This window comes from Burkholderia sp. CpTa8-5 (assembly GCF_017815045.1).
Taxonomy (GTDB): domain Bacteria; phylum Pseudomonadota; class Gammaproteobacteria; order Burkholderiales; family Burkholderiaceae; genus Burkholderia; species Burkholderia sola.
Genome location: NZ_JAGIQD010000001.1, coordinates 494014 through 514256 on the forward strand (window position 1 = coordinate 494014; position 20243 = coordinate 514256).

Here is a 20243-nt window from a genome sequence, read left to right on the forward strand (position 1 = left end):
AAGTCATCATGCTGTCATCAATTCGCGCACGGATACTTGCGACGTGTGTCGCCATCGTCGTGACGGCGCTGGCCGTCACCGGCGGGCTCGTCTATTACGTCGTCAAGACCCACAACGACGAGGCCATCGACCAGAATCACAAATCGATCCTCGCTGGCCACGCGCTAGCGATCGACGAATGGGTGGCCAGCCGGTCGCGCGAAACCCAGGCGCTCGCGGATACGATCGCGATCGGCGACGGCGATCCGGTGCCGGCATTGAAGCTGCTCGGCAAGTCGGGCGGCTTCGAGGTGCTGACGCTCGGCCTGCCGGACAAGACGGCGTTCTCGAACGTGCCGCTCGCGCCCGGCTACGATCCGACCGCGCGGCCCTGGTACAAGCAGGCCGTCGGCGCGGGCCATCTGATCGTGACGGCGCTTTACCGCGATGCGACAAGCGGCAAGCCGGCCGTCGCGTTCGCGGTGCCGGTGGTGCGCGACGGCGCGGTGAAGGGCGTGCTGGCGGCCAGCCTGTTCATGGAGAACGTGAGCTCGATCGTGACCTCCGTTCACCCGACGCCGGCGAGCTTCGCGTTCCTGGTGGACAAGGGCGCGCGCGTGATCGCGTCGGCCAAGACCGACCTGATCATGAAGCCGGCCACCGGCCTGTCGCCGGAACTCGATGCCGGTCACCTCGGCGCGCTGCAGACGGCGTCGGCGCCCGTCGCGGTCGACATCGACGGCGCCGCCAAGCTGATGCGCGCACAACCGATCGTCGGCACCGACTGGTCGCTGGTGCTCGCGCTCGACAAGGGCGACGTGACGGCCGGCATGCGCGCGGTCGCGACGACCACGCTGCTGGCGATCGTGATCGTCGCCATCATCGCGGCCGCGCTCGTCGGCGCGATGACGAACGCGGCCTTCAAGCGCATCCTGATGGTGCGCGACGCGCTCACGGACGTCTCGAGCGGCAGCGGCGACCTGACGAAGCGCCTGCCGGCCGACGGCGCGGACGAAGCCGCGCAGATCGCGCGCGCGTTCAACGCGTTCGCCGAGAAGATCAGTGCGATCCTGCTGCAGATCCGCGCGTTCAGCGCGTCGGTCAATCTCGCGAGCGCCGAGATCGCCCAGGGCAACCAGGATCTGTCGGCCCGCACCGAACACGCGGCGTCGAGCCTGCAGGAAACGGCGGCCGCGCTCGAGGAGATCGCCGGCACGGCCCGCAATTCGGCCGATGCGGCGAGCCAGGTGAACCGGCTGGCGGAATCGGCGTCGGATGTCGCGCTGCGGGGCGGCACGGTCGTGCGCGACGTCGTGTCGACGATGAACGACATCACGCAGGCGTCGGCAGAGATCGCCAACATCGTGGGCGTGATCGACGGCATCGCGTTCCAGACCAACATTCTCGCGCTGAACGCCGCCGTCGAGGCGGCCCGCGCGAACGAGCATGGCCGCGGCTTCGCGGTCGTCGCCGGCGAGGTGCGTGCGCTCGCGCAGCGCAGCGCGCAGGCCGCGCGGGAAATCAAGCAGTTGATCCACTCGTCGGTCGAGAAGATCGAGGGCGGCTCCGGGCTCGTCCAGACGGCCGGGGCGACGATGGACGAAATCGTCGACGGCGTGCGCAACATCACGAGCGTGATCGCCGAGATCAGCGTCGCCGCGAAGGAGCAGAGCACGGGGCTCGAGCAGGTGAATCAGGCGGTGTCGCAACTCGACGACACGACGCAGCAGAACGCGGCGCTCGTCGAGCAATCGGCGGCCGCGGCGACGTCGCTGCGCGAGCAGGCGGCCCGGCTCGCGCAGACGGTGGGCGAGTTCAAGCTGGCGGAGCGCGCGGTGGCGGTGTGATGGTTTGATTGACGGGGCCCGCGGGCCCCTGTTTCATGCGGCGCGGCTAAGTCGGTCCGGCTGGCGTACCCGCCGACGACGGGCGGGATTTCGTTCGTATCCTGCGCCGGTCCGCTGGTGCGTCGCCCACGCCGTGGCTGACTGCGATCGATCGCAAGCGGGGAGGCGGTATCGCCTTCGTTCCGTTCAGGCAAGCACCCCGCGTGCCGCCAGATTCGCATACAGCGCGCGCACGCCGAAGGTCCACGGCGCGATCTCCGTGCAAAGCCGCACGGTGTTGACGAGCGCGCCCAGCGCGGGCGTGGAGATCGTCACGCGGTCGCCGAGGTGATGCGTGAACCCGCCGCCGGGCGCGTCGCGATCCTGGATCGGCGAGAACATCGTGCCGAGGAACAGCATGAAGCCGTCCGGATACTGGTGATGCGCGCCGCAGGTCTGCGCGACGAGGTCGGCCGGGTCGCGGCTGATCTCGCGCATGCGGCTGATGCCGTCGAGGACAAAGCCGTCGTCCGCGCCTTCGACGCGCAGCGACACGCTGCATGCCCGCACGCCATCGAGCGTGAAGCCATCGTCGAACAGCCGCACGAACGGGCCGATCGCGCACGAGCCGTTGTTGTCCTTGCATTTGCCGAGCAGCAGCGCCGAGCGGCCTTCGACGTCGCGCAGGTTCACGTCGTTGCCGAGCGTCGCGCCGACCGGCCTGCCGTCGCTGGCGACCGCCAGCACGATCTCCGGCTCGGGGTTGTTCCACACCGATATGGGCAGCAGCCCCACGTCCGCGCCGAAGCCCACCGCGGACATCGGCTGCGCCTTGGAGAACACCTCGGCGTCCGGGCCGATACCGACTTCCATGTATTGCGACCACGCGCCGCGGCGCTCGAGTTCCGCCTTCAGGCGCAACGCGGCTTCCGAGCCCGGCACGATCTTCGACAGGTCGGTGCCGATGGTCGCGGCGATGGTGTCGCGCACCTCCCGCGCTTTGGCCGGATCGCCGCCGGCCTGTTCCTCGATCACGCGCTCGATCAGGCTGACCGCAAAGGTCACGCCGCACGCCTTGATCGCCTGCACGTCGCACGGCGCGAGCAGGTGCGTGGCGCCCGGTGTGCCGTCCAGCGCCGCCTGCAGCAACGGCTCGACGCGGCCGAGCGATTCGCCGGCAGCGGTGCGCGCGATGGCGACCGCATCGGGGCGGTCGAACAGGTCCGCGGTGGTCGGCACGGTGCGCGTGATGTCGAACACTTCGCCGCTGCGCACGGCGACGACGCTCGGCCCCGCGTGGGCGCCGTCGTGCCGCCAGACGCGGCCGATCAGCAGCGCGTGGGCAAGGTCGTGCGGCAGGCAGTCGGAAACGGAAGGAGTACGCATGGTCAGCTCGGCAAGAGTCGGAGGCGGTGGGGTCAGTGCGAATGGCGCGGGTTGCCGCGCTGCTCGATCACCTTCAGATACAGCGTGGCCGGTTCGAGGCAGCCGCCGGTGGACAGCTGGCCGACGAACCGGCGATAGAGTTCCTGCCACGGCGTTTGCGCCTGCGGCACGGTGAAGCTGGCGGTTTCGCGGCGGCGCGCGAGTTCGTCCTCGTCGACGAGCACGTCGACACTGCGGCGGTTCAGGTCCACGCGCACGCGGTCGTTCGTGCGCAGCAGCGCGAGACCGCCGCCGACCGCGGCTTCCGGCGACATGTTCAGGATCGACGGACTGGCCGACGTGCCGCTCTGGCGTCCGTCGCCCATGCACGGCAGCGACGTCACGCCGCGCTTCACCAGCTCGGCCGGCGGCGCCATGTTCACGACTTCGGAGCTGCCCGGATAGCCGACCGTGCCGCAGCCGCGGATCACGAGAATGCAGCGCTCGTCGATGTTCAGCGCGGGATCGTTGATGCGCGCGTGGTAATCCTCGGGGCCGTCGAACACGATCGCGCGCGCCTCGAACGTATTCTCCGCGCCCGGCTCGGAAAGGTAAGTCTGGCGGAACGCGTCGCCCACCACCGACATCTTCATGATCGCGCTGTCGAAGAAGTTGCCCGACAGCACCATGAAGCCGGCGCCGTGCTTGAGCGGTGCGTCGGGCGTGCGGATCACGTCGCGGTCGGCGTCCTGCGCGGTGTCGGCGATCTCGCCGATCGCACGGCCCGACACGGTCAGGCAGTCGCGCCGCAGCAGGCCGGCCGCATCGAGCTGGCGCAGCACCGCGGGCACGCCGCCGGCGCGGTGGAAGCTCTCGCCGAGGTATTCGCCGGCCGGCATGCAGTTGACGAGCAGCGGCACGGCTTCACCCAGGCGCTGCCAGTCGTCCAGGCTCAGTTCGACGCCCATGTGGCGTGCAATCGCGATCAGGTGCGGCGGGCAGTTGGTCGATGCACCCAGCGCGGAGGCCACGACGATCGCATTCTCGAACGCCGCGCGCGTCATGATTGTCGACGGGCGGAGGTCTTCGCGAACGAGCTCGACCGCGCGCTTGCCGGTCGCGTAAGCCATCTGGCCGCGCTCGCGATAGGCGGCGGGAATGCTCGCGCAGCCCGGCAGCGACATGCCCAGTGCCTCGGCGAGGCTGTTCATCGACAGCGCGGTGCCCATGGTGTTGCAGTGGCCGATCGACGGCGACGACGCCGTGGTCAGCTGCATGAAGCCTTCGTAATCGATCTCGCCGGTCGCGAGCAGGTTGCGCGCATGCCAGATCACCGTGCCCGAGCCGACCCGCTTGCCGTCGTGCCAGCCGTCGAGCATCGGTCCGCCCGACAGCACGATCGCGGGCATGTCGACGGTGGCCGCGGCCATCAGGCACGCGGGCGTGGTCTTGTCGCAGCCGGTCGTCAGCACCACGCCGTCCAGCGGAAAGCCGTGCAGCACTTCCACCAGCCCGAGGTACGCGAGGTTGCGGTCGAGCGCGGCGGTGGGCCGGCGGCTCTGCTCGGCCAGCGGATGCACGGGGAACTCCATCGGAATGCCGCCCGCGTCGCGGATGCCCGCCTTGGTGCGTTCGGCCAGCTCGATGTGGTGGCGGTTGCACGGCGCCAAATCGCTGCCCGTCTGTGCGATGCCGATGACAGGACGGCCCGACTGCAGTTCCTCGCGCGTCAACCCGTAGTTCATGAAGCGCTCGACGTAGAGCGCGGTCATGTCTGCGTGCGCGGGGTCGTCGAACCATTCCTGGCTGCGCAGACGGCGAGGGGTGTGTGACATGGCAGGCTGTCTCCTGAGGGGCCTTCTTCATTTTGCGTGCCGGATGGTACCGGTAACATCGATTGGATGTTAGCACGGCTTTTTTGCGTAGCGGAAGGGATTTCGTGCGCGCGTGGCGAAGGAATGGGGCAGGGGGCCGGTGCGAAGCCGCGCGCATCGCGTCTTGGGACGCGCGCGGCCGTCGGCTTGTCACGCGCTTTCCCGCGCGATGATCGTGTAGTCGATACGGATGCTTTTCGAGCCGGTCGGCTCGCCGCCGTCGCGCGCTTGCAGCGCCGCCAGCAACGCTTCGCCGGTGCGCAGCCCGATGCCGTACGCATCGACCGACACGGTGGTGATGGTCGGGTGGCAGCACTCGGCCACTTCGAAGTTCCCGAAGCCGGCCACGGCGATGTCGGCGGGCACGGTGAGGCCGCGCCGGTGGCATTCCATGATCGCGCCGAATGCCGACATGTCGCTCACGCACATCACCGCGTCGGTATCCGGCCAGCGCTCCAGCAGCGCGGCCATCGCGGGCCCGCCGTGGCTCATCGTGATCGGCGATTCGCCCAGCCGCACGACGCGCGGTTCGCCCAGGCCCAGCGCCTTGATCTCCGCCTGGTAGCCCTTGAGCCGGTCCAGGCCGCGGCGATCCAGTTCGCTCGCGCCGACCAGAAAGCCGATGCGCCGGTAACCGCGCTCGGCCAGGTGGCGCACCATCGCACGGGCGGCGCGCACGTTCGAGAAGCCGACGGCGGTGTCGATCGGGCGCGTGGGCAGGTCCCACATCTCGACCACCGGAATCGCCGAGCGCTCCAGCACCTTGCGCGTCGCTTCGGTGTGCTGCGACCCCGTCAGCGCGATGCAGCGCGGCTGGTGTCGCAGCATCGAGCGGACGAGCCGTTCTTCCCGTTCCAGGTCGTAATCGGTATCGCCGAGCAGCAGTTGCAGACCATGCGGCTCGAGCGCATCGGTCAGGCCGCGCACGGTGTCCGAGAAGTTGGAGCTCGACAGCGACGGCACCAGCACCGCGACGAATTCCGAGCGTCCCGACGACAGCGCACCGGCGGCGGCATCCGCCACGTAGCCGAGCTGCTCGATGGCCTCGCAGACCCGTGCGCGCGTCTCGGCGGCCACGCTGTGGCCGGCGAGCACGCGCGACACCGTCATCTTCGAAACGCCGGCGAGGCGCGCTACGTCGGACATGCGGGGCGGCCCGGCGGGCCGGACGGCGGTGGGACTGGGCATCGGAATCGCGATCGGGAGAAAGCCGGAAAGGCTACATCATACCGGTGCGGCATACCGCGCAGGCGGGTCGCGCCGTACCCGTCGCGGTAAGCTCCGTACTAGGGAAACCACGCGTTCGGCGGCACTTGTATGTGCGTATCGCAGCATGCTACCTTCAAAGATGTTACCGGTATCAGCGTGCCGATCGCTTCCCGTCGCCTCGTCGGCTTTTTTTTGCCACCGGATGTTATCGGTAACATCGATGCGCGAAGCGCACGCGACGGTACGAAGAAGACCTACACAATCAGGAGACAGACCGATGCCATCCCTAACGCAGGCCGCTGCCGCACCGGCCGCGGCCGACTCGTCCGAAGACGCCCTTTACCGCAAGGTCATGCGGCGCATCCTGCCGTTGCTGCTGCTGTGCTACGTCGTGGCCTACCTGGACCGCGTCAACGTGGGCTTCGCGAAGCTGCAGATGCTCGACGACCTGAACCTGAGCGACGGCGTCTATGCGCTCGGCGCCAGCATCTTCTTCTGGGGCTATTTCCTGTTCGAGATGCCCAGCAACCTGCTGCTGCATCGCTACGGCGCGCGCTTCTGGATCGCACGAATCATGATCACGTGGGGCATCGTGTCGTCGTCGATGGCGTTCATCGTGCCGCTCGCGCAGTTCTTCCACGTGCAGACGACCACGATGTTCTACACGCTGCGCTTCCTGCTGGGGCTGTGCGAAGCGGGTTTTTTCCCGGGCGTCATCCTGTACATGAACTACTGGTTCCCGGCGCGCCGCCAGAGCGTGGCGATGTCGGGCTTTTTGGTCGCGATCCCGCTGAGCCTGACGCTGGGCAGCGTGGTGTCCGGCTGGCTGATGCAGCAGACGCACGGCCTGTCGGGCATGAGCGGCTGGCAATGGATGCTGCTGCTCGAAGGGCTGCCGTCGATCGTGGTGGCGTTCATCGTGCTGGCCTGCCTCGGCGACGGCCCGCAGTCGGCGAAATGGCTGTCCGCCGACGAAAAGGCGGTGCTGTCGCGCAATCTCGAATCCGAGGCCGCGCACAAGTCGCACAGCATCGGCGCCGCGCTGCGCAGCCCGCGCGTCTGGCTGCTCACCTTCATCCTGCTGACGTTCAATACCGGCTTCTACGGGCTGGCCTTCTGGCTGCCGTCGATCATCCGCGCGTCGGGCGTGCACAGCCCGCTGCACATCGGCGTGCTGACGGCCATTCCGTACCTGACGGCGATCTTCGCGATGGTGTGGAACGCATCGCACTCGCGCAAAACCGGCGAACGCCGCCTGCACGCGGCGATTCCCGCGCTGATCGGCGGCGTTTTCCTGATCCTGAGCGCGGCGTTCGCGCAGAACGTGGCGCTGTCGATCGTATTCCTGACTATCGCCACCTGCGGCATCCTCGCACTGATGCCGATCTACTGGACCTTTCCGGGGCAGATCCTGTCCGGCACGGCCGCGGCCGCCGGCATCGCGCTGATCAACTCGGTGGGCAACCTGTCCGGCTTCACGGGCTCGATGATCACCGGCGTCGCCAAGCAAATGACCGGCAACATCAACAACGGCACCTATGCGCTCGGTGCTTGCCTGTTGGTCAGCTGCGTGCTGATCGCGTCGATTCCACGCGATATTTTGCGGCCGCCGGCGGGGCGGTAGGGCGTTCGTTCAACGTTACGTCCGCTGGGGGCCGCGATATCGCGTCGCCCCCGGCGCCGGATGCATCAGGTCATGTGGATTGATCTCGTGTGAGTTCGCTCGACGATCGCACGCGGAATTCCAGATCTCTCCAACCAGCGACGCCCTGCTCGCTGCTCGCTTTTCTCGTGAGCGGCCGTCATGCGTCCTCCAGTGCGAAGCGCACCTTGTCCCCGAGCGTGCGCAACCGTTCAACCGGTTCGTTCGAGAACACGAAACGGACGTACTGCTCGCCGTGTGCGACGCCCCATCCGGTCATCGCCGTCGCACATACGCCGCGGCGCAGCAAGCGCTCCGACATCTGCGATCCGGTCAGGCCGAAGTCGGACACGCGCAGCAGCATCGACCAGCCGCCCGCCGGCATGCCGAACGGCAGCCCGGATAGTTCGGCGGCGACCGTGTCCCGCCGTCTCTCGAGTTCGCTCACGTAGCCAGGCAGCTCGGATGCGGAATGTTCGAGCGCAATCGCCGCAGCCTCCTGGGCAATGCCGACCGGCACCACGACATTGGCGAGCGACACGGCCACAAGATCGGGAATCAGCCATTCCGGCGCGACGATCCAGCCGACCCGCCAGCCGATCATGCGCAGCTCCTTCGACGCTGCGCCGACCGTCACCGTACGCTCGGCCATGCCGGGCAGGCCGGCGGGATGGATGACCGTGCGTCCATCGAAGAGCAGCCGTTCCATCGCGCTGTCGAGGATCAGCAGCAGATCGTTCTGCACACACAGGCTCGCGATCAGTTGCCAGTCGGACGCATCGAAGAAGCCGCCCGAAGGCATCGAAGGAGACATCAGCAGCATGGCCCGCGTTTTCGGACCGATTGCAGCCCGCAGCGCGACGTGGTCGAGCTTCCATTCGCCGCCCGGCGTGAAGGCGAACTGCACTTGCCGAGGTACGCCGCCCGCCAGGCGGACGCGGTTCAGCAGACCTGCGTACGTCGGATCGGTGACGATGACTTCGTCGCCGATCTCGACGGTGGCGAGCAGCGTGTTCAGAATGCCGGAGAGTCCGCCCGCCGACACCACCACGTGGTCGGCCGTGAAGCGCTGCCCGGAAAGCGCCGACACGTGGGCGGCCGCGCTCGCGCGCAGCCGATCCTGACCGACGAATGGGAGATAGGAGTTGGCCGAATCTCGCTGGATGGCCGCTCGGGTGAAGGCGAGCGCTTCCGCGGTAGGCGGGATGTCGGTATCGAGATTTTCGAGTCGCAAAAGGTCGACGTCGGCATGATCGGCGATCGAACCCATGCGATCGACGCCGATACCGGCGATGTGCTGCAGACGGACAGGGCGGTGGTGGCGCATCGAGCCTCCGGGTTTGTTACAATTTAATAGATAATCTATGCATGGTGGTCGGGATGAATTTGGAAGTCAAGGAGGATCGCTCGCTGGCCGATCGGATCGCTGGCGCATTGGCGGACCGCATCATCTCGGGCGCCATCGCGCCGGGGGAATGGCTGCGTCAGGACCATATCGCGGCAGAGTTCGGTGCGAGTCATGTGCCGGTACGCGAGGCGTTCAGACGGCTGGAAGCGCAGGGATTGGCCGTGGTGGAGCCGCGACGAGGCGTGCGGGCGGCGCCGCTCGAGCCGGCGGACGTGCTTGAAATGGCGAAGATGCGTGCTGCTTTCGAGGCGCTGGCGTTGCGGGAGGCGATTCCCGTTCTCGATGCACATGCGCTGGAGGAGCTCGATGCGATCCTCGATCAGGAAGCGGCGGCGCGTGGCATAGCCGTGCTTGGCACGCTGAACCTGAGGTTTCATCGCGCATTGACAGTGCGGTGCGGGATGCCGCGGCTCGTCGCTGCGATTGGCGACATGCATCGGGCCAGTGCGCGGCATTTGTATGCGACGTGGCAGCAGCTCGACTGGCAGGATCGCTCGAATGACGAGCATCGGAACATCGTTCGGGCGATACGCGAGGGTGATGTGGACGCAGCCTGTGCGGCCCTGTCCGCGCATATTCTGGCTGCGGGGGATGCGCTGGCTCAGGCGTTGCGTAGGCGGTAGGAATGCGGGCCGAGCCACAGTTATCAAGCGGTTCATAGGACCGGCTTTGGGAACGGCTGGTGTCTTCTAAACGCGTCGGGCGGCATCCGGACATCGACAGTCGTAGGCAATCGCTCTCAAGCAGCCATTCGAACGTCGGCTGTACCTTGCCCAGGGACACACGCGTGCCAATCGTATCCGTCGCGGCATGTCACGCCCTGTACGCGAAGGCGCGAATGTGGGCGCGTCCGATCGTCTTGGAACACGCGCACCGGACACCGACCGATGCCGTGGCGCTTGACCCGGAATGCGACTCGGTCGCCGCTACCGATAAACAGCCCGTGGCTGCACTGGCGGGGCGACGACTAAATTGACGCGAGCAGACAAACGGCAGCGTGTACCTTAGACTCCTGCCGCAATGACCATTGAGTGGCCGGAGGCTTCGTCAACGAGAGCATCCGGGAGATGCATCCGGTTCAGGGACGACATCGCCTTTGTCCATCTGATCAGCATCCGAGCGAGTCCCGAAAGGTTTGGGCAACCGCATGGAAGCGTTGCTGCGGCAAAGCCGCTCGGCCGTCGCGGTGAATCCTGTGAACGATAGAAGTATCTGCTATATGGCGACCAAGCTGTCATTCGAAGTTCTCGAAGTGTTGGATGCAATTGACCGGACCGGTACATTTGCCGAGGCGGCCGAGTTGTTGCATAGAGTTCCGTCCACGCTCACTTACCTTGTGCAAAAGCTGGAAAGCGACATGGATGTCGAGCTGTTCGACCGCAGCGGCAGACGGACGAGACTCACGGAAGCGGGTCGTGCTGTTGTGGAAGATGGGCGTCGACTTTTAGACGCGGCTCGACACCTGGAGGCCAAAGCAAAAGGCATTCGAGACAGTTGGGAATCGGAGCTTCGACTATGCGTCGATGCAATCTTGCCAATCCAGTCCTTATGGCCGTATGTCCATGCCTTCTACGACCTGGAGATGAATACCCAGCTAAGTCTTTCCACCGAGGTGCTTGGGGGCGTGTGGGATGCCCTGGTTACGCGGCGTGCCGATCTCGCGATAGGGGCGTTCGGCGAGCCGCCGCATGCCGCCAATATTGCGGCCCGGCCAATCGGAACCCTCCGGCACGTTTTTGTCGTGGCACCGGACCATCCACTCGCCCGCATGCCCGAGCCGTTGGAGAGCGAAACGATCGCAAGATATCGAGGTGTTGTCATCAGTGACACTTCCCGCGAACTGCAACCGCAATCTGTGGCCACCCGTGACGGACAGCCGCTGATCATCGTGCCGACGCTCGCAGCCAAACTGCAAGCACTGTGCGAAGGTATCGCTGTCGGGATGCTGCCCGATTTCGTAGCGAAAGAACCGATACACGAAGGCAGGCTGGTCGCGCGTCGCATTGTGGGTGTGCGCGAGTTCACGAATGGCTACCTCGCTTGGCGCGAGGACAAGGTAGGGAACGCTTTGAACTGGTGGATTGCGCAACTAGACAGCGCCGATCTGCTTGAACGGCTCCTGACGCCGCGTCAAGAGAGTAAAGGGCAGCCCGGGGCGCCCGCTTGCGCAGTCCGTTAACAAAGCGCGGAGTAACAGGCCATCAGTGCTACTGTCCGAGCACCTTCGCCGGTGCATGCAGTTGGACATTCGAAGGTCAGCTTGGCACCGAACCTTGCCGTTGAGTTGCCGAGGCACCCAATGGCTGCGACGGGTCGTTCAGCGTCGGTCGCGCGTTGCAGGGCAGCGGCCGGCCGCGTTCGGCCATGAGGCGTCAGTCCCCGGTACAGTCACTAGGACGCGTGGACGTCCGTTCCTCACTTGCAAGCGGCCATTTGGATGGCGATCCGATCGTCTCAGTCGCTGGGAGTCCTTCGCTAGCGCGCAGGAGCCGTCCTGTCAAACGGAAAGCCGATCGCCGGCGCCCCAACATACCGCTCACAACTTGCGCTAGCTTTATCGGTCACGACAGCGCTCAAGCTCGCGCATCAGCTTATGCATTTCATGTTGTCGTCCGAGATGCCAGTCGGTCACGATGTTGAAGAAACCGCGCGTCCACGAAAACGGTGCCCACCGGAACGGGACGACGATGCGCGGTTGGCGGGCTCGCAGCCCTTTGATGACGGCCTTGGCGACTTCATCGGGTTGTATCGGTCGCCGCAACGGTGCAGGAAACCCTTTTTCAATTAATTTCGTCGCGAGCGCATTGCCGCCAAAGCCGACCTTGGCAATTGCTGTCGCCACCCATCCCGGATAGAGCACGCTTGCCGTGGACCCGGTGCCGCCAAGCTCGGCGCGCAGTGAGCGCGCGAGCATCTCGACTGCGGCTTTGGACGCTGCGTAAGGCGCGTTGACCATGCCGTTCACGAACGCATAGACCGAAGCGGTGACCAGGACCTGGCCTCGATTGCGCACGATCTCCGGCAATGCGGCCTTGATCGTGCGCCAGACACCAAACAGGTCGACCTCGACGATCCGCTCGAACTCCTGTTCGTCGCAGCTGTACACGGTGGCGGGTACATCGTGCCATGAGATACCGGCGTTGGCGAACGCAATGTCGAGGCGACCGAATCTATCGGCGGCGTGTTGCACGACTGCCTTGGTGGCGGCCGCATCAGTGACATCGAGCGCCAGGGCAAGCGTGCGCTCCGGGTCAAACTCCGCCGCGAGGCGGTCCACCGAAGCCTGCGTCACATCGGTTAGCACGAGTCGTGCTCCACATGCATGCAACTCGCGCGCGGTCGCAGCACCAATGCCGCCCGCAGCACCCGTGATAAGCACGACTTTTCCCTGAAGATCGTAAGCCACTTTGTACTGCTCCTCTGCTATTGGATTTGCATTGCTGCGCAAACACGGGGCGATGGATGCCGGGGCATCGGCTCCGCTGATCGAGCGAAGCCGATCGGTTCCTGCGGCCACCGATTGCCGTTCATTTCGCCGGAGCGTTCCCGGCCGAATCGTTCCAGCCGGTTGCCGACGCGAGACTGATGGCGCGTTCAATGTCCTCGCCGCGAAAGCCGGCGCGTTCGACGAAGCGCCTGAAGAAGCCGGGTGCCTTGGCCACGATCGTGTTGACCTTTGGTACGACGATCATGTCCGCGCGGCGCTCGATGCCTGCCACGATGTCCCGCACGACCTGCTCGCGCGGGATCATCTTCCAGAAGCCTCGATCGTTGCCGCCCCACAATGCCCGGCCGGCAGGATCGGCAACGACATCGTCCATCAGGGGTGTCGGGAAGAACGTCGGGTGCGCGCTGCCGACCCCGATACCCAGATGACGAAGCTCCAGACGGATGCTGTCGCACATCGCCCAGACGCCGGCCTTGCTGGCCGTATAGGACGCCTGTAGCGGCGAATGCACAAACGCGGCCATTGACGAAATCGCCAGCATGTAGCCGCGCTGTTGCTGGACGAATGGCAAGCCGGCCCGGAACGTACGCCACACGCCGTTGAGGTTGATGTCGATGACCCGATCAAACGCGGTCGGGTCGAGGGTGGCCATCGGGGCCATGGTGTCAATACCCGCGTTTGCGATGACCACGTCGATTTGACCGAAGTGATCCGCCGCATGGGCCATTGCGGCTTCCAGGCTTTCGAAGTCGCGGACGTCGGCGGTCCAGCCAAGAACGTCGGAAGGGTGGCCGAAGTTGCGAGTTTGCGCCGTGAGCCTGTCTGCCTCCAGGTCGAAAAGAGCGAGACGCGCGCCCCGTGCGTGCAGCGCTTCGGCCAAGGCCGATCCCAAGCCACCGGTGGAACCGGTAATGGCCACCACCTTGTTCGCCAGCTTATAAGTCGACATGTGCGCCTCCTTGCTTCGTTGGAACGTGGCGGTGGAGAAACGCCAGCTGGTCGGCGACCACCTGTTCGAAGTCCTTGCCCACATAAATGTCGAAGTGGCCTGCCCGATACGCGCGCACTTCCCCTTTGGGAGCGCGCCTGGCATACCGTTTCGTCGGCCCCGCCGGAGCGACGGAATCGGCTTCGCAAACGCAAAACAGAATCGGACAGGAAATGTCGGCTGCTTTGCGACCCGGGCGGTGCCGCACGATGTTCAGGCCGAAGCGTGCCGCGACCTGATTGCGAAATGCAGTACCGTCAGGGACGAGCGCGAGATAGCCATCCAGGGCATCCGGTGCGGTCATCAACGCGGCAGAACCGGGCGGCCCCGCCGTCGACACCATCACCGGCGCCCTGCCGACGAGGGATAGCAGGACATCGCATAGCGCGAGCGCGGTGACCTTGAGCGCGCTACGCCAGTTCAACGCGAACAACGACGCGACCCCGTCCGTGAACGGGCATTGCGCGATGGCCCCGGCAATCGTCCGGTCGCGTGCCGCAGAGAGAATCACATGACCGCCGCCGAAGGAGGTTCCCCACAGGACCACCTGATCCGGCTGGAGACTGCTGTTCCCGCGTGCAAAAGCGATCGCACCCAACCAGTCTTCCAGTTGACGATCGATATCGAGCAGTTGGCGAGGGGAGCCGTCGCTCGCGCCGAAATGTCGATAGTCGAACACGAGGCACGCATAGCCGTCCGCGCAAAAGCGTTGTGCATAGGCGTCGAGCCGCATTTCCTTGATTCCGCCCAGCCCGTGCGCCATCACGATGACGGGAAACGGGCCCGTCCCGCGAGGCTCGTACAGCCAACCACGGCAATGTTCACCGCGGCCGCCAGCCACGAACTCGACACTTCTCCGCCCGGCCATGTGTCCCTCCAAGGTGTGCGAGAATAGATTTCAATCCAATGTTGTAACGCATTCTAACTTTGTAATGCGATCCATCTAGTGAGGTAAACCCCCGTATGGAATCGAGAACTCAGCGCCGGGCTGCCGCGACCCGCCTGGCGATCCTGGAAGCCGCCGAGACTTTGCTGACGGAGGGCGGACTAGACGCGGTCACGCCTGAGGCGGTGGCGACCCGAGCGGATGTCGCGGTGCAGACGCTCTATAACCGTGTCGGTGGTCGGTCCGCGTTGCTCATTGCCGTGGCGGAGCGCGCGTTGGAAGAAAACCGCGAGTACATGGACGCGGCCTATGCATCCGATGGCGACGTCGAGACGAAACTGCGTTGCGTGGCGGCTGCTTACGCGCGGTTCGCCAAGGAGCGCCCGCACCAGTTTCGTATCCTTGTCGAACCACCGAATGAGCCGGAGGCGCTCGCGCGCATTGCTGCCGTGATCAGACAGCAAAACGCCAAATTGGCCGCATTGATCAGCCGAGGTATCGACGAAGGGTGGGTGGATGCAGACGTCGAGCCGGAACACGCGTCGACGGCCCTGTGGGCAATGATGAATGGCGTTATCAGCCTGATGTGGCGCCCCGATAGCCTTCGACTGGATGTCGATCACATCGACGATCTACTGGGTACCGCGATCTCATTGTTGACCGGCGGTATCAAGAGGCGGGGCGATTGACGCGTAGACCCCGGACAACTCGGCGCCGGCAAAGACTTCAGGCAGTTTTCAACCGGTCTGCCGTCAGGCGGCCTTCCGAGGTGCCTGCAAGCCAAGGGCTTCCTTTCGGTCAGTTTCGCTCATCTCACTTCGGGCTTCGGCTCGGAAGTTGGATGATTATCACGAAGGCGTGAACCGCAGGTAAGGACCCAACTTTCGCCGGTGTGGACGATGGCGGGAATAGCCGTTGTACCTCGCAAGCTGCCGTTGATTCAGGCGGCGTCGAAAGGCTGCAGTGGGTCGTTCAGCGCCATTCGCGACCGCGTGCAGGTCTTCATTCCGACCGACGGCTCACGACACGCTACGCCGCATCCCCCGCACCTGCAGCCAAATGGCGGATATCAGGAAATAAAGCGCCCCCACTCCCGCATAGCCGGCGATCTTCACGATCGCGGGCGGCATCGGCGCGTGGCTTTGCAAAATGAAGAACAACCCGGCCAGTGCCGATTGCGCGCCGCTCAGCACCATCACCCACTGCGCACCGGCATGCTTCCACCGCCGCACGGCAGTGCCGAGCTGCAGCGCGCCAGACAGAATCGCCCAGACGCCGAACACCGTGAGCACCGCGGGCAGGCCCGCACTCAACGCCGGAAATACCGCCAGTGTCGTGACGGCGCTGATCGCGACGTTGACCGCTTGCGTGCGGTTTGCCGCCATCCCGCCGCTGCGGGCGAGGTCGACGAAATTGGCGAGCGCATCCCAGGCCGGATAAACGACCAGCAGGACCGCCGCGCCGGCCGCGCTTTGCCGGCCGACGGAAAACGCCAGCGCGACCCAGATCAGCGAGAATATCGCCCGGGAAAAGTAGTACCGTTTCAGCCAGTGTTCGTCGGCAGGGGCGTGGAATTCGGGGTAGCGATCAGTCATTTGCACTCCTTGTTACATTGAATCGTCGTTCCGGCCCGCATGCACGGTCTCCACCACGCGAATGCGGTTCCAACCGGATCTCCAGTGCGCCGAGTATCGCAATCGTCCGCACCTGCCGCCATCGGTCAGATGTCCGATGGCGAAGTCCGCTGCCGGTTGCCTGCGCCGATGCCGGCAGACATCGCGCCCGGCCGGCCCCCGACGCGCCGCCAACGCGCATGCCCCTGCAGGCCGCGACGCCGTCGCGTATGATCTTTTTCCCATCCTCGCGAATGTCTCCTCCCACCCGATGCCCGACGCCGAAGCCCGTCACGCCCCGCTGCGCATAGTCGACGCCGTCCGCGCGCTGGCCTTCATCGGCGATCTCAGCATGGGCCAGCCGACGGACCATTCGCCGCGCACCAGTTGGTTGGCGGCGCAGCTCGCGCACGCGGCACGATTCGATGCATCGGTCTGCGACACGGCCCGCGAGGTGGCGCTGTTGCGCTGGTCGGGCTGCACGGCGAACGCGGCGGGCTTCGCGCAGATATTCGGCGACGACGTCGCGATCCGCGCCGCAATGCTCGCGAGCCAGCCCGGCATGGCCGAAGCGATCGGCGGCGCGGGTGCCGCGCTGATCCCGCTCGCGCAAATCCATTGCGAAGTCTCGGGCGAAGTTGCGCGAATACTCGGCCTGTCCAGCGCGACGGAAACCGCGCTGCGGCACATTTTCGAAACCTGGGACGGCAACGGGCTGCCTGCGCGGCTCGTGCGCGAACAGGTGCCGCCCGCCGTGTCGATCGTCGCGCTGGCAGGCGATCTCGACGTGTTCAGCCGCACGTACGGCATCGAACGGGCCCTCGAATTGATCGGCCAACGCGCGGGGTCACGCTATCCGGCCGTGCTCGTCGAGACGGCTGCGCGCGACGCACCGCGCTGGCTGGCGGCGCTCGAACACATGGCCCCCGCCGACCTGGACGCCGCATTGGCCACGCCGGACATGCAGGGCGCGACGTCCGCCGAATTGATTGCGGACGTCATCGATCTGAAATTGCCGTGGATGACGGGTTTTTCGCGTTCGGTCGCCGCGACGGCGGCCGCGTGTTACGGCCGTCTGTCGCCGGACGAGGCCGCGCGCGAACGCGTGTACCGCGCCGGACTGATTCATGGCATCGGCAGGGCCGCGGTGCCGAACGACGTGTGGAATCTGCCGACGCGGCTGCCTGCGAGCGCGTGGGAAAAGGTGCGACTCGTGCCGTACTGGACCGAGCGCGCCGGCAGGCAGACCGGCGCGCTCGGCGAAGCCGCGGTGCTTGCGTCGTATGCGTACGAGCGGCAGGACGGCTCGGGCTATTTCCGCGGCGCGCGCGATGCGGCGCTGACGCTGGAAGCGCGCGTGCTGGCGGCGTCGCTGGCGTGGGTCGCGTTGCGCTCGGCGCGTCCGTGGCGAGCGGCCCTGAGCGATGCGGCCGCCGCCGGCCAGTTGCAGGAAGAAGTGGCGTGCGGCCGGCTGTGCGGCGAAGTGGTGGCGGCGCTCGTGACGGGCGGGCCGCCCGTGGTCCGGCGCATCGCGACGGGCGCGTCGGCCGCTGGCCCGCGCCTGTCCGCGCGGGAAATCGACGTGCTGCGGGCGATCTCCCGCGGTGCGAGCAACAAGCAGGTCGCGCAGGCGCTCGCGATGAGTCCGAGCACGGTGCGCACCCATGTCGAGAAGGCGTTCCGCAAGCTCGAATGTTCGACACGCGCCGCGGCGACCCTCAAGGCATCGGCGCTCGGGCTGCTCTGATGCGCTCCGCGACGCGGATTCGCTTTCGTGTGTACGCGGACGCTCACGGCCGTTCGCGTTCCGGGCCGAAGCCCGGCCGGGCGGCAGCACGCATCGACGTGTGCGCGGCGGGCGCGAGTGCAAGCGAGATACCCAGCGCGGCGCCGACAGCGAGGAACACCGAGATCGACAAGAGCGCGACGATGAACGCGTGCGCGATGGCCGCCGGATCCTGGCGCGTGCCGAGCGTCGTATAGAAAATGCCGCCGATGATCGCCACGCTCAGCGACGTGCTGACCTGCAGCGTCGAACTGGCGATGCCGGCGATCATGCCGGATAGCGCCGGTGCGACGCGCCCCGTCACCATGCGCATCAGCGTCGGCAGCGCGAGCCCTTGTCCGAAACCGATGACGAAGAGCACGACCGCGAGCGGCACGGCAGCGAGCGGCATCCCGAGCGGCGTGGCAGCGATCAACCACGCGAGGCCGACGAGCCCGACGATCTCCAGCCCCATGCCGAACGGATTGACGTAAGCGCCGATGACACGCGAGCAGAAGGGCGTCGACAACGGGCCGAGCAGGAACCCGACGCCGAACGGCAAGAACACGAGGCCCGCGCTCAGCGCGTCGACGTGCAACGCATTCTGCAGATACACCGAGAACAGCAGGAAGAACGCGCCGATCGAGTACAGCAACAGCGCGATCAGCAACGCGCGGCCCAGCCCCGGTGCGCGCAGCGCGGCCGGATCGAGCAGCGGGGCGCCGCCGCGGCGGCCGAGCCGGCGCTCGTAGCGCCAGAAGAAGCCGGCGAGAGCCGGCACCGCGAGCAGCGACGCCCAGGCCCAGACGGGCCAGCCTGCTTCGCGCCCCTCGATCAGCGGCACGATCAGCGCGCCCAGCGTCAGCATCGACAGCGCGGTGCCGCCGAGGTCGAGCTTGCGCGCATGCTGTGCACGCGTTTCCTTCAACAACGGAATCCCGAACAGGACGACCAGAATCGCCAGCGGCAGGTTGACGAGGAAGATCGTGCGCCAACCCAGATTCAACAGATTCAGCGAGATCAGGATCCCGCCCAGCGCCTGCCCGATCACGGCGGCGAGGCCGAATACCGCGCCGTACAAGCTGAGCGCGAGCGGTTTTTCCGCTTCGGGAAAGATTGCCTGGATCGAGGCGAGCGCCTGCGGCGCCATGATCGCGGCCGTCACGCCCTGCAACGCACGGCCGACGATGAGCGTCCACGGCGAACTCGCGAGACCGCACAGCGTCGAGGCGATCGCAAAGCCGATCAACCCGAGGAAAAACACGCGGCCGCGGCCGAACAGGTCGCCCAGTCGCCCGCCGGTGATCAGCGTCACCGCGTACAGCCCCGCATACGATGAAATGACGAGTTGCTCGGCGGATGACGACGCGCCCAGTTCCGCGCGGATCGACGGCAGCGCGACATTGACGATGAAGAAATCCAGCGGCGGCAGAAACGCGCCGACGAGCAGGACCGCAAACATCGCCCAGCGGCGCGGGTCGGGTGAGACGGGGTCATTTCGTGACATGGACGGCTCTCCATACGGAACCATTCGGTTCCAAATTGGGTAAAAAAATATCAGTCGAGGATGCGCATCGTGCGGTCGACCAGCGCGAGCATGTCGGGCTCGGACACGCCGGTTTTCCCCAGCACGCGCATCCCTTCGATCTGGCAGACGAGCAAACGCGCCAGCACCTGTTCGTCCTGCTCCGCGATCTCGCCGCTTGCCTGGCCACGGACGATTGCACCGGCATAGAGCTGCTGCAGCCGCCGGAACAGGCGCCCGGTGCGTTCCGCGACATCGGCGTCGCGCGCGGCCAGTTCGGTGGTCATCGCGACCGCGAGACATCCGCGCCGGCCCGCGTCGCCGACGGACAGGCGCGCATAGCGCAGCAGCGAATCGCGAATCGCATCCTTCACGGCGCCGGGTTGCGACAGGATGTCCGCGGTCGCCTTGAGCCCATCGGCCATGTACAGGTCGAGCGCCGCCAGCAGCAGCGCCTTCTTGTCGCCGAACGCCTTGTACAGGCTGCCGCGCGACAGGCCGGTGCCGGCCATCAGGTCGGGCAGGGACGCGCCCTCGTATCCGCGGTCCCAGAAAACGTCCATCGCGTCGCGCGCGGCATCGCCAAGTTCGAATTCGCGCGGACGGCCCACGCCAGCCGGATTTGCCATTGATCGGTTTCGCAAACGATGCGGTGCCTGAAGTTGGAGTGATTATATGGACCGATCGGTTCCGATGTCAACGTGTGTGTCGACCG

16 protein-coding genes are annotated in these 20243 nt (G+C 66.2%); 6 read left to right on the plus strand and 10 right to left on the minus strand.

What is annotated here, in order from left to right; translation table 11 throughout:
* The first annotated feature begins 8 nt into the window (after positions 1-8).
* Positions 9-1826, plus strand: coding sequence for a methyl-accepting chemotaxis protein (locus J8I35_RS02200; RefSeq protein ID WP_209924341.1), 1818 nt, complete (start codon positions 9-11; stop codon positions 1824-1826).
* A gap of 186 nt (positions 1827-2012) precedes the next feature.
* Here the strand turns inward: J8I35_RS02200 and J8I35_RS02205 are convergent, their stop codons facing one another.
* The 3 genes from J8I35_RS02205 to J8I35_RS02215 all read right to left on the minus strand — a co-directional run bounded on the left by J8I35_RS02205 (position 2013) and on the right by J8I35_RS02215 (position 6232).
* A complete protein-coding gene (locus J8I35_RS02205) occupies positions 2013-3191 on the minus strand; it encodes a fumarylacetoacetate hydrolase family protein (RefSeq protein WP_209924342.1) in 1179 nt (392 codons plus the stop codon).
* Positions 3192-3223: 32 nt separating this feature from the next.
* A complete protein-coding gene (locus J8I35_RS02210; protein ID WP_209924343.1) occupies positions 3224-5005 on the minus strand; it encodes an IlvD/Edd family dehydratase in 1782 nt (593 codons plus the stop codon).
* A gap of 189 nt (positions 5006-5194) precedes the next feature.
* Positions 5195-6232, minus strand: a complete 1038-nt coding sequence (locus tag J8I35_RS02215; protein WP_209924344.1) for a LacI family DNA-binding transcriptional regulator — start codon at positions 6230-6232, stop codon at positions 5195-5197.
* Positions 6233-6530: 298 nt separating this feature from the next.
* Here J8I35_RS02215 and J8I35_RS02220 point away from each other — a divergent pair, with 298 nt between their 5' ends.
* Positions 6531-7877 (plus strand): MFS transporter, encoded by a 1347-nt coding sequence (locus tag J8I35_RS02220; protein ID WP_209924345.1) that lies wholly within the window; start codon positions 6531-6533, stop codon positions 7875-7877.
* Between the two features lie 178 nt (positions 7878-8055).
* Here J8I35_RS02220 and J8I35_RS02225 read toward each other — a convergent pair whose 3' ends face one another.
* Entirely contained in the window at positions 8056-9222 is a 1167-nt protein-coding gene (locus J8I35_RS02225; RefSeq protein ID WP_209924346.1) for a pyridoxal phosphate-dependent aminotransferase, read from the minus strand.
* Between the two features lie 53 nt (positions 9223-9275).
* On the opposite strand from J8I35_RS02225, the gene J8I35_RS02230 reads away from it, so the two are divergent.
* Entirely contained in the window at positions 9276-9926 is a 651-nt protein-coding gene (locus J8I35_RS02230; protein WP_245170048.1) for a GntR family transcriptional regulator, read from the plus strand.
* Between the two features lie 596 nt (positions 9927-10522).
* Entirely contained in the window at positions 10523-11482 is a 960-nt protein-coding gene (locus J8I35_RS02235) for a LysR family transcriptional regulator (protein ID WP_209924500.1), read from the plus strand.
* A gap of 375 nt (positions 11483-11857) precedes the next feature.
* On the opposite strand, the gene J8I35_RS02240 is transcribed toward J8I35_RS02235, so the two are convergent.
* The 3 genes from J8I35_RS02240 to J8I35_RS02250 form a co-directional block, all read right to left on the minus strand.
* Positions 11858-12709 (minus strand): SDR family NAD(P)-dependent oxidoreductase, encoded by an 852-nt coding sequence (locus J8I35_RS02240; protein WP_209924348.1) that lies wholly within the window; start codon positions 12707-12709, stop codon positions 11858-11860.
* 121 nt (positions 12710-12830) lie between these two features.
* Positions 12831-13700: an SDR family NAD(P)-dependent oxidoreductase gene (locus J8I35_RS02245; protein ID WP_209924349.1), complete on the minus strand. Its 870-nt coding sequence runs from the start codon at positions 13698-13700 to the stop codon at positions 12831-12833.
* Entirely contained in the window at positions 13687-14607 is a 921-nt protein-coding gene (locus tag J8I35_RS02250; RefSeq protein ID WP_209924350.1) for an alpha/beta hydrolase, read from the minus strand. Before J8I35_RS02250 ends, J8I35_RS02245 begins: the two co-directional genes overlap by 14 nt.
* Before the next feature lie 95 nt (positions 14608-14702).
* Here J8I35_RS02250 and J8I35_RS02255 point away from each other — a divergent pair, with 95 nt between their 5' ends.
* Positions 14703-15314: a TetR/AcrR family transcriptional regulator gene (locus tag J8I35_RS02255; RefSeq protein WP_209924351.1), complete on the plus strand. Its 612-nt coding sequence runs from the start codon at positions 14703-14705 to the stop codon at positions 15312-15314.
* A 330-nt stretch (positions 15315-15644) separates the two neighbouring features.
* Here J8I35_RS02255 and J8I35_RS02260 read toward each other — a convergent pair whose 3' ends face one another.
* Complete coding sequence (locus J8I35_RS02260; protein ID WP_209924352.1) at positions 15645-16220, minus strand: DUF308 domain-containing protein; 576 nt, start codon at positions 16218-16220, stop codon at positions 15645-15647.
* Between the two features lie 289 nt (positions 16221-16509).
* On the opposite strand from J8I35_RS02260, the gene J8I35_RS02265 reads away from it, so the two are divergent.
* Entirely contained in the window at positions 16510-17985 is a 1476-nt protein-coding gene (locus J8I35_RS02265; protein ID WP_209924353.1) for an HD domain-containing phosphohydrolase, read from the plus strand.
* Positions 17986-18028: 43 nt separating this feature from the next.
* On the opposite strand, the gene J8I35_RS02270 is transcribed toward J8I35_RS02265, so the two are convergent.
* Positions 18029-19510, minus strand: a complete 1482-nt coding sequence (locus tag J8I35_RS02270; RefSeq protein WP_209924354.1) for an MFS transporter — start codon at positions 19508-19510, stop codon at positions 18029-18031.
* 50 nt (positions 19511-19560) lie between these two features.
* Complete coding sequence (locus J8I35_RS02275) at positions 19561-20157, minus strand: TetR family transcriptional regulator (protein WP_209924355.1); 597 nt, start codon at positions 20155-20157, stop codon at positions 19561-19563.
* Positions 20158-20243: the final 86 nt, after the last annotated feature.

Bases quoted from the DNA above. Each gene is read 5' to 3' on its own strand.
- J8I35_RS02200 (WP_209924341.1), top strand. From the start codon at position 9: ATGCTGTCATCAATTCGCGCACGGATACTTGCGACGTGTGTCGCCATC.
- J8I35_RS02205 (WP_209924342.1), bottom strand. From the start codon at position 3,191: ATGCGTACTCCTTCCGTTTCCGACTGCCTGCCGCACGACCTTGCCCAC.
- J8I35_RS02210 (WP_209924343.1), bottom strand. From the start codon at position 5,005: ATGTCACACACCCCTCGCCGTCTGCGCAGCCAGGAATGGTTCGACGAC.
- J8I35_RS02215 (WP_209924344.1), bottom strand. From the start codon at position 6,232: ATGCCCAGTCCCACCGCCGTCCGGCCCGCCGGGCCGCCCCGCATGTCC.
- J8I35_RS02220 (WP_209924345.1), top strand. From the start codon at position 6,531: ATGCCATCCCTAACGCAGGCCGCTGCCGCACCGGCCGCGGCCGACTCG.
- J8I35_RS02225 (WP_209924346.1), bottom strand. From the start codon at position 9,222: ATGCGCCACCACCGCCCTGTCCGTCTGCAGCACATCGCCGGTATCGGC.
- J8I35_RS02230 (WP_245170048.1), top strand. From the start codon at position 9,276: ATGAATTTGGAAGTCAAGGAGGATCGCTCGCTGGCCGATCGGATCGCT.
- J8I35_RS02235 (WP_209924500.1), top strand. From the start codon at position 10,523: ATGGCGACCAAGCTGTCATTCGAAGTTCTCGAAGTGTTGGATGCAATT.
- J8I35_RS02245 (WP_209924349.1), bottom strand. From the start codon at position 13,700: ATGTCGACTTATAAGCTGGCGAACAAGGTGGTGGCCATTACCGGTTCC.
- J8I35_RS02250 (WP_209924350.1), bottom strand. From the start codon at position 14,607: ATGGCCGGGCGGAGAAGTGTCGAGTTCGTGGCTGGCGGCCGCGGTGAA.
- J8I35_RS02255 (WP_209924351.1), top strand. From the start codon at position 14,703: ATGGAATCGAGAACTCAGCGCCGGGCTGCCGCGACCCGCCTGGCGATC.
- J8I35_RS02260 (WP_209924352.1), bottom strand. From the start codon at position 16,220: ATGACTGATCGCTACCCCGAATTCCACGCCCCTGCCGACGAACACTGG.
- J8I35_RS02265 (WP_209924353.1), top strand. From the start codon at position 16,510: ATGCCCGACGCCGAAGCCCGTCACGCCCCGCTGCGCATAGTCGACGCC.
- J8I35_RS02270 (WP_209924354.1), bottom strand. From the start codon at position 19,510: ATGTCACGAAATGACCCCGTCTCACCCGACCCGCGCCGCTGGGCGATG.
- J8I35_RS02275 (WP_209924355.1), bottom strand. From the start codon at position 20,157: ATGGCAAATCCGGCTGGCGTGGGCCGTCCGCGCGAATTCGAACTTGGC.